Genomic DNA, 8265 nt, shown 5'->3' on the forward strand with positions numbered 1-8265 from the left:
CAGAGACTGCCGTGGGCTGCGCCCGACGTACCTGGTATCGATCATCAACGCCTTCCCTTCCGGCTCTGCGCCATCGCAGCGGGCCAACTCGGAGAAGAGAACCTGGAGAATCCCCCTCGTCCGACCAGCAGCGGCGCCCGCTTGCTCGTCAAGTATGGTTGCCGTGGTCATGGGCCTTGTTGCTCTGGCCATGGGCTTTCCGCACCATCAAGTACCCTGCCGAGAGGAAGATAATGGCGGCGCCCAACGCCACGATCAGGAGGGCGGGATCCTCGATATCGGACTTGTCCAGGACAATCACCTTACGGGCCAGGGCGGTCAGGGCCGTGGCCAGAACCAGTTCCAACTGGATGGTGTGCTGCCGCAGATAGGCGGTAATGTTTTCCAGCACCTCAATGGCAATGAGGAGGGTGAGCAACTCCCCCAGGAGGGGAACAAGCTGACCTCCCATCAGGTTGCCGTTGATGGGGTCGATGGGGTAGACGGCCTGGGCCATATGAACCAGCAGATGGATTGTGGCCACAACAATGACCAGGACCAGCGCCAACGCCAGGACACGGGCCAGCACCCGTTGAAAGCGGCCCAGAAGCTCAAGGAAGTGCTTGTCGTTGACAATAGGCGACACAAGTCGACGCATGGGATTAGGGCGAAGGGGCAGACGAAGGCGGCGCTTTTGCCGCAATTTCAGCGAGGAAGGGTTCGGCAAAATCCCTTAACTTGACAGCCCCGACACCATTTACCCGGGCGAACTCTTCCACCGTGCGAGGGCAGTGGCGGACCATATCAATCAGTGTGCGATCAGGGAATATGACGTAGGCTGGTACGCCCCGCTGCCGAGCCAAGTGTAATCGTAATGCCTTGAGGGCGGCGAGAAGATCGCCTTGTTCATCGTTCAAGGGATCATCAGCCTGATTGGGTCCGGTCCTGTGGGCGCCGGAGGACGCTTCCGGGGACCGGGGCGGCGCAACGGTGTCCTCCCGGTAGAGAAAGGTCCCTGACCCCCATGGAGCCCATGACCCTTGGGGGTGATCATCAGGCTGCCGTAGCCGCCAATGTCCAGCTTGAGGAGGCCGCTGGCCACCATCTGGCGAATGAGGGAACGCCATTGATTTTTACGGCGCTCCTTCCCCGCGCCAAAGCTTGCCAGTCGCTCGTGACCAGCGCGGCGCACCTTCTCCGTCGAGGCGCCGTAAAGGATATCAATCACGTGGGCGGCGCCGTAGCGTTGCCCGGACTGGAGGACAACCGCCAGCACCTGCCGCGCCATCTCCGTGCCGTCCACACGGGACACCGGATGATGGCAGATGTCGCAATTGCCGCAGGGCTCGCTCACCTCCCCGAAATACGCCAGCAACGGAATCCGACGGCAGGAGGGGGACTCGCAGTACCCCAACAGGGCATCCAGCCGCTTATGCTCCCGTCGTTTGCGCTCCGGACCGGACGCCTCGTTTTCAATAAACTGGCGCCGGATGCGGAGATCTCCCAGGCCATAGAGCATGTGGGCCTCCGCGGCAGCTCCATCCCGCCCGGCCCGACCAATCTCCTGGTAGTAGGCCTCCATGGCGCCGGGCAGGTCCGTATGCACCACAAAGCGTACGTCGGCCTTGTCGATGCCCATGCCAAAGGCGATGGTGGCCACCATCACCACCGCCTGATCGGTGATGAAGGCGTTCTGGTTGGCCTCCCGGGCCTCTTGATCCATGGCGGCGTGATAGGGGAGGGCATGGAAGCCTTCCTGCCGCAGCAGCGTCGCCACCGCGTCTGTTTTCTTGCGGGAGAGGCAATACACAATGCCGCTCTCGTTCCGGTGGCGGGCCAGGATGGCCAGCAGTTGCTGTTTCCAGTTCCGCTTCATCTGCACCGAGAGGTGGATGTTGGGCCGGTCGAAGCCCTGCACCACCTGTTCCATCTCCCCCCGCAGCAACTGCCGGGCAATGTCGTCCCGTGTGATGGCATCCGCGGTGGCCGTCAGGGCCAGAATGGGCACGTGGGGGAACAGGTCGTGGAGGCGGCACAGGTCAGCGTACTCCGGCCGGAAGCCATGGCCCCACTGGGAAATGCAGTGGGCCTCATCAACGGCCAGCAGGGTGAGGGGCAATCCGGTGAGGGCAGCCAGCATGGGTTCCGTCATGAGCCGTTCCGGCGCCATGTAGAGCAGCCGCACCTCACCGGCAACCACGCGACGCCATGTGGCCACGTTTTCCGCCCGCCTCCTGCCGGAATTGATGCTTTCCGCCGCCACGCCACAGAGGCGCAGGGCCGCCACCTGGTCCTGCATCAGGGCCACCAGGGGGGAGATCACCACCGTCAGCCCGCCCCGCACCAGGGCCGGCACTTGAAAACAGAGGGATTTGCCGGCGCCGGTGGGCATCACCGCCAGCACGTGCCGGTTGTTCAAGACGGCCTCAATCACCTTTGCCTGACCGGGGCGGAAAGTCTGGTGGCCAAAAACGTCCCGAAGGACCGCTTGTGGTGAAGGCGTCATAGGGGATCCAGGGCCACCAGGGGACGCAACGGTTCGGGAGGCTCGCTGACGGGATTGCCCAGACGGGGGAAGATCCAGTAGGACACCATGTGCAGGGTGAGGGTATAGACGATGTTCTGGAGCAGGATCAGCACCGCGGCCATGACTTGCACCTGGGGGATGGTAGGCGCCAAGCTCAGCCCCAGCACGGGCTCCAGGACGGTCAGGAGCCAGCCCAGCATCCGGGCTGCAGCGTTGGTGATCACCACCCAGAGATTGCTCCCCAGCAGCAGGGAGAGCACCGCCAGACGAACCACAAAGCCGAGGCTGCCCACCAGCGCCCCCACGCTCCAACTCATGCCCCATCCCGTCCCCCGGTTCCAGCACCAGCCCAGCCAGACTCCCAGGACGCCATAGGGGAACAACACCAGCGGGCCGCGGACGGGACCCATGAGTACGCTCAGCAGCAGGGTGGCCACGGCGGCGCCCATCAAGCCGCTACGGCCGCCATGGCGCAGTTGAAGCAGGGCCAGGGGCAAGGGCAGCGCCAGACGCAGGAACGGCCCGCCAATGGGTAGGTAGTAGAGGGCAATAAACAGCAGACCCGTGGCCGACGCCAGGTAGGCGGTGTCGGTGATGCGCCGTGCCTCGGGCAACTGGAGGCGCTGGCTCCGGGGCGGCGGGGGCGGCCAGGTCATGGGGACGGATCCGGAGGGGTGGACGGCGCGGGCTGATCGGGCAGCCGCTCAATGGTTTCCACCTCGAACAGAATTCCCGCCGCCCGCAGGGCCTGGGTCACGGCTTCCGCCGGTGCCTCCGGATCCGCCTCAGGGAGGCGCAGCAGCAGGCGGTAGGGGGTTGGATTCAGGGGTGGAAGAGGGGATGGAGCCATGGTGAACCCGGCCGGTGAAGTCTCCTGGGGAGGGGTTGCGGCGGGGGGGCGTGGAGACGGGTCACGGTTGGGGGAATCAGCAACTGTTGCGGGGTTGGCCGTCAGGGTGGCGGGTGGCGTCTCCTCCTCCATGGGGTCACCGGGCTCCTCCGGTAATTGTTCCCCCGATGGGACGTTGGTCGCCGCCCCGTTGGGGACGGTGGCCTCGGGGACGGCGGTCTCCTCCGCCGGATCGTCGGGCTCGGAGAGACGCTCCGCCAATTGTTCTCCAAAGGGGGTCCCGGAGCAGGCGGCACACCAGAAGCCCACAAGCCCGACAACAAGCCCAAGGCGCACAGAGGGGTGAATCATGGGGCCGAGGGGTTGGCGGCCCGCCGCGGCCGGGTGGTGCGGCGGGCCTTGGTGGTCTTGGCGGTGGTCGCCCCTGTCCTGGTCCCTGCCGCGGCCTTCTTTGTAGCCTTGGCGACCCGCTTCCTGGCGGTTGTCCCGGCTGCTTTGCCCGCGCCTTTGGCTTCAGCCTTGGCCGCCAGCAGCGTGACGGCCTCCTCCATGGTCACGTCTTCGGCGGTCTTCCCCTCCGGCAGAGAGCAGTTGAGCTTGCCGTGCTTGACGTACGGACCGTAGGCGCCGGAAAAGACGGCCACCGGCTCCCCGTCGGCAGGGTGAGGCCCCAACTCCCGCAACGGGGTCCGCTTGCCCCGGCCCGGCTTGGGCATGGCCAGCAACTCCAGGGCCCGCTCCAGGCTGACGGTCAGTAGCTCGTCCTCCCCCTTGATGGAGCGGTAGTCCCGCTCCCCCTTCCCCTTGTGCCACACCACGTAGGGACCGAAGCGCCCCAGACCGGCCTCCACCCGCCCCCCTTGCGGATGATCCCCCAGCAGGCGGGGCAGACGCAACAGGTCCAGCGCCTGGGCAATGGTGATGTTCTCGGGCTGAATTTCGCGGGGCAGGGAGGCCCGCTTGGGTTTGGGCTGGTCACTGGCGACTTCTCCCCGCTGCACATAGGGGCCGTATTGACCGGTGAGAAGGTAGATGGATTCGCCGGTCTCAGGGTCCACGCCCAGGGCTTCCGGGCCGGCCAGCCTGTTTTGATACAGCTCCCGGACCCGCTCCGGGCTCAGATCCGCAGGCGTCATCTCAGGAGGCAGGTTGGCCTTGACGTTCTGCCCGTCATGGTCGGTCTCCAGATAGGCGCCGAACTTACCGATGCGCACCACGCAGGGGAGTTGCTCCAGCGCCACGGTCCGGAAGGTGGCGGAGTCGATGGACTGCTCCTGATGGAACACTTGCGCTTCCAGGCCCTTCTCGCCGCAGTAGAACTGTTTCAGGTAGGGGAGCCACTGCACCCGGCCCTGGGAGATCTTGTCGAGGGTTCCCTCCATGCGGGCCGTGAATCCGGTGTCCACCAGGTCCGGGAAGCGCTCCTCCAACAGGGCCGTCACCGCGAAGGCCGTGAACGTGGGGTTCAGGGCGTTGGCCTCCAGCCGGGCGTAGCCCCGGTCACAGACGGTGCTGATGATGGAGGCGTAGGTGCTGGGACGGCCAACGCCCTCCGCCTCCAGCCGTTGCACCAGGGCCGCTTCCGAGAAGCGGGCGGGGGGCTGGGTTTGGTGGTCAACGGCCTCCACGGCCCGGCAACCGGGCTGATCCCCCTCCTTCAGGGTGGGTAGCAGCACCTCCTTGCTTTCCAGGGCGGCGCCCGGATCATCGCTGCCCTCCACGTAGGCGCGGAAGAATCCGGCAAAATCAATGCGTTTCCCCGCTGCCCGGAAGCGGGCCTCCCCCGCCTCCAGTTGCACCGTCAGCAGGGTGAGCCTGGCATCGGCCATCTGGCAAGCCACGGTGCGCATCCAGATCAACTCGTAGAGGGACCGCTCCACGTCGTCAAGGCCGGTCTCCTGGGGAGTGCGGAACCGTTCCCCCGCCGGGCGGATGGCCTCGTGGGCTTCCTGGGCATTGCGGCTCCTGGTGTTGTACTGGCGCACCTTGGGGGAAAGGTAGTCGGCGCCGAACGTCTCTTCCACGCAATGGCGGGCGGCGGCAACGGCCTGCTCCGAGAGATGGACCGAGTCCGTGCGCATGTAGGTGATGAAGCCGTTCTCGTAAAGACTTTGGGCGATGCGCATGGTCTGGCGGGCCGGGAGGCGCAGCTTGCGGTTGGCCTCCTGTTGCAGGGTGCTGGTGGTGAAGGGGGCCACCGGGCGACGGGTGGCGGGCTTGGCCTGCACCTGCACCACCTTCCAGGGCTGGCGCGCCGTGGCCTCCGCGAGGGCCCGGGCATCCTGCTCCTCCAGCAACCGCACCGCCAGCCCCGCCTTGAGGCGCCGGTGTTCTGGTCGAAGTCCGCTCCCGTGGCGATGCGGGCGCCGGCCACGTGGGTGAGCCGCGCCTCGAACACCTGTTGCCGGTGCTCCAACCGGGCCTTCAAATCCCAGTAGGAGCCGGACCGGAAGGCCAGGCGCGAGCGCTCCCTCTGCACCAGCAGCCGCACCGCTACGGACTGCACCCGTCCGGCAGAGAGGCCGTAGGCCACCTTTTTCCACAACAGGGGCGAGAGGGTGTAGCCCACCAGGCGATCCAGCACACGGCGCGCCTCCTGGGCCTGCACCAGGTTCTGGTCAAGGTCGCGAGGGTGCGCCAACGCCCGGTCGATGGCCTCCCGGGTGATCTCGTGGAACACCAGGCGCTTCACCGGAACCTTGGGCTTGAGCAACTCCAGCAGGTGCCAGCTTATGGATTCCCCCTCCCGATCTTCATCGGTGGCCAGAAGAAGTTGGTCGGCGGTTTTGAGGGCGTCCTTCAGTTCCCGCACCACCTTCTTCTTCTCCCTGGGCACCACGTAAAGGCGCTGGAACCCGTCTGCCGTGTTGACCCCCAGCTTTGCCCAGGGCGCCCCCTTGTGACTGGGGGGGATCTCACTGGCGCTGTTGGGGAGATCACGCACATGGCCCATGGAGGCGTTCACCTGGAAGCCTCTGGGCAGGAAGCCTCTGATGGTTTTGGCCTTGGTGGGGCTCTCGACGATGACGAGGGTCTTTGACACAGCAGGGGGCGGCAGTGAACCAGGAGAAAGGGAGCGTCCTTGGATTTAGCGCAGGAATGCGGTCGGTGGGAAGCCCAATGAAGCCCAATAAGGGGATGTTGAGTGGATTAGAGTCTGACCATCATCCATCCAGCCGTCACTCCATGCAGGGAATCGCCAGCGGCCTTGATCTCCATGCCGCCGCGGTGTTGCCGGAAGGGGCAGTGCTGTTGACCATGGTGCTGTGCCTTCTGGTGGATCTCGCCGGTGAGCGCTTTGCCGCCCGCTGGGCGCCCCCCTTGACCACTGTGGGCCTCGTCACCGCTCTGGCGTTGCTGGCCCGTCAGTGGAACGGCCCTGCGGAACCGGCGTTTCTGGGCGCCTTTGTCACCGATAACCTCTCCATCGCCCTCCGCGCCATTGTGGCGGGCTCCACCCTGCTCTCCCTATGGATGTCCTGGCGCTACGTGGAGCGCAGCGGCGCCCCGCTGGGGGAATACGCCACCATCCTCATGGCCGCCACCATCGGCGCCATGCTTCTCTGTGGCGCCACGGACCTGGTGAGCATTTTCGTTGCCCTGGAAACCCTCTCCATCGCCAGCTACATCCTCTCCGGCTACATGAAGCGGGATGCCCGCTCCGGCGAGGCGGCCCTCAAATACCTGCTGGTGGGCTCGGCGGCGGCGGCGGTGTTTCTCTATGGCGCCTCCCTGCTCTACGGCCTCACCGGCGGCGACACCAGCCTGGAGGCGGTGGGGCTGGCGGTGCAATCCAGCCAGACGCCGGTGGCGGTGCTGGCGCTGATCTTCGTGCTGGCCACGGTGGGGTTCAAAATTGCGGCGGTGCCGTTCCACCAGTGGACGCCCGATGTCTATGAGGGCAGCCCCACCCCGGTGGTGGCCTTCCTCTCGGTGGGCTCCAAAACCGCCGGTTTCGCCCTGGCGCTGCGGTTGCTGGTGAGTTGCTTCGGCAGCCTGAGCGCCCAATGGGAACTGTTGTTCACCGTGCTGGCCATCCTGAGCATGATTCTGGGCAACGTGGTGGCCCTGGCCCAGACCTCCATGAAACGGATGCTGGCCTACAGTTCCATTGCCCAGGCCGGCTTCGTGATGATTGGCCTGGTGTGCGGCACCACCGAAGGCTACGCGGCGGCGGTGCTCTATCTGGCCACCTATCTGTTCATGAATCTGGGGGCCTTTGCCTGTGTGATCCTCTTCTCCCTGCGCACCGGCAGTGACCGCATCAGCGATTACGCCGGCCTGTACCAGAAGGATCCCCTCATCACCCTGGGGCTGAGCCTCTGCCTGTTGTCCCTGGGGGGGATTCCCCCCATGCTGGGGTTTTTCGGGAAGATCTACCTGTTTGTAGCGGGCTGGGGCAGCGGCCAGTACGCCATGGTGATCGTGGGCCTGGTGACATCGGTGATCTCCATCTACTACTACATCGGCGTGATCAAGAACATGGTGGTGAAGGAACCCCAGGATGCCTCCGCCGTGGTCAAGAGTTACCCGGCCATTCGCTGGGATCTGGCCGGTCTGCCGCCCCTGCGCCTGGCCCTGGTGCTCTGTGTGGCCGTGACCGCGGTGGGGGGCATCCTATCGCGGCCCCTCTTCAGCCTGGCTGACCAGACCGTGGCCGGCACCCCCATGCTGCAGCAGATCCTGGCCATGGCCCTGCGCCACACCCCCATCACCTGAGGGATGATGATCAACACCCGCCCCGGCGGCCGATGGCCGGTTCCCAAGGTGGGGATGTTCCCGTCGTGGCCGAACTCAGGGAGGTGAGCAAGTGCTATGGCGCGGACAACAACCGGGTGCTGGCCCTGGATCGGCTTTCCCTCAAGGTGGCTCAGGGAGAGTACCTGGCGGTGATGGGGGCCAGCGGCAG

The 8265-nt window shown here is 65.7% G+C and carries 6 protein-coding genes and 1 pseudogene; 1 reads left to right on the forward strand and 6 read right to left on the reverse strand.

The features are described from left to right. Positions 1 to 148: 148 nt before the first annotated feature. From BG35_RS0104185 to topA, 6 genes and pseudogenes are all read right to left on the reverse strand, one after another. Positions 149 to 637, reverse strand: a complete 489-nt coding sequence (locus BG35_RS0104185) for a phosphate-starvation-inducible PsiE family protein (protein WP_025781835.1) — start codon at positions 635 to 637, stop codon at positions 149 to 151. A 4-nt stretch (positions 638 to 641) separates the two neighbouring features. After that, on the reverse strand, positions 642 to 896 hold the full coding sequence (locus BG35_RS14110) for an HRDC domain-containing protein (RefSeq protein ID WP_080688014.1): 255 nt from the start codon (positions 894 to 896) through the stop codon (positions 642 to 644). After that, entirely contained in the window at positions 893 to 2485 is a 1593-nt protein-coding gene (recQ, locus tag BG35_RS10220) for a DNA helicase RecQ (RefSeq protein WP_080688015.1), read from the reverse strand. Before recQ ends, BG35_RS14110 begins: the two co-directional genes overlap by 4 nt. After that, a complete protein-coding gene (locus BG35_RS0104195) occupies positions 2482 to 3162 on the reverse strand; it encodes a DUF2232 domain-containing protein (RefSeq protein ID WP_025781836.1) in 681 nt (226 codons plus the stop codon). The genes recQ and BG35_RS0104195 overlap by 4 nt, the downstream gene beginning before the upstream one ends. Beyond that, a complete protein-coding gene (locus BG35_RS0104200; RefSeq protein WP_034416977.1) occupies positions 3159 to 3707 on the reverse strand; it encodes a hypothetical protein in 549 nt (182 codons plus the stop codon). Before BG35_RS0104200 ends, BG35_RS0104195 begins: the two co-directional genes overlap by 4 nt. Further along, positions 3704 to 6399, reverse strand: a pseudogene (topA, locus tag BG35_RS10225) (type I DNA topoisomerase). The gene BG35_RS0104200 and the pseudogene topA overlap by 4 nt, the downstream one beginning before the upstream one ends. A gap of 143 nt (positions 6400 to 6542) precedes the next feature. Between topA and BG35_RS0104210 the strand changes: the two are divergent. Next, positions 6543 to 8075: an NAD(P)H-quinone oxidoreductase subunit N gene (locus BG35_RS0104210; RefSeq protein ID WP_051506135.1), complete on the forward strand. Its 1533-nt coding sequence runs from the start codon at positions 6543 to 6545 to the stop codon at positions 8073 to 8075. Positions 8076 to 8265: the final 190 nt, after the last annotated feature.

It is taken from the genome of Candidatus Synechococcus spongiarum SH4 (genome assembly GCF_000586015.1).
GTDB lineage: Bacteria > Cyanobacteriota > Cyanobacteriia > PCC-6307 > Cyanobiaceae > Synechococcus_B > Synechococcus_B spongiarum_F.

Coding starts and splice junctions, on each gene's coding strand:
- BG35_RS0104195 (WP_025781836.1), bottom strand. CDS start 3,162: ATGACCTGGCCGCCCCCGCCGCCCCGGAGCCAGCGCCTCCAGTTGCCC.
- BG35_RS0104185 (WP_025781835.1), bottom strand. CDS start 637: ATGCGTCGACTTGTGTCGCCTATTGTCAACGACAAGCACTTCCTTGAG.
- BG35_RS0104210 (WP_051506135.1), top strand. CDS start 6,543: ATGCAGGGAATCGCCAGCGGCCTTGATCTCCATGCCGCCGCGGTGTTG.
- BG35_RS0104200 (WP_034416977.1), bottom strand. CDS start 3,707: ATGATTCACCCCTCTGTGCGCCTTGGGCTTGTTGTCGGGCTTGTGGGC.
- recQ (WP_080688015.1), bottom strand. CDS start 2,485: ATGACGCCTTCACCACAAGCGGTCCTTCGGGACGTTTTTGGCCACCAG.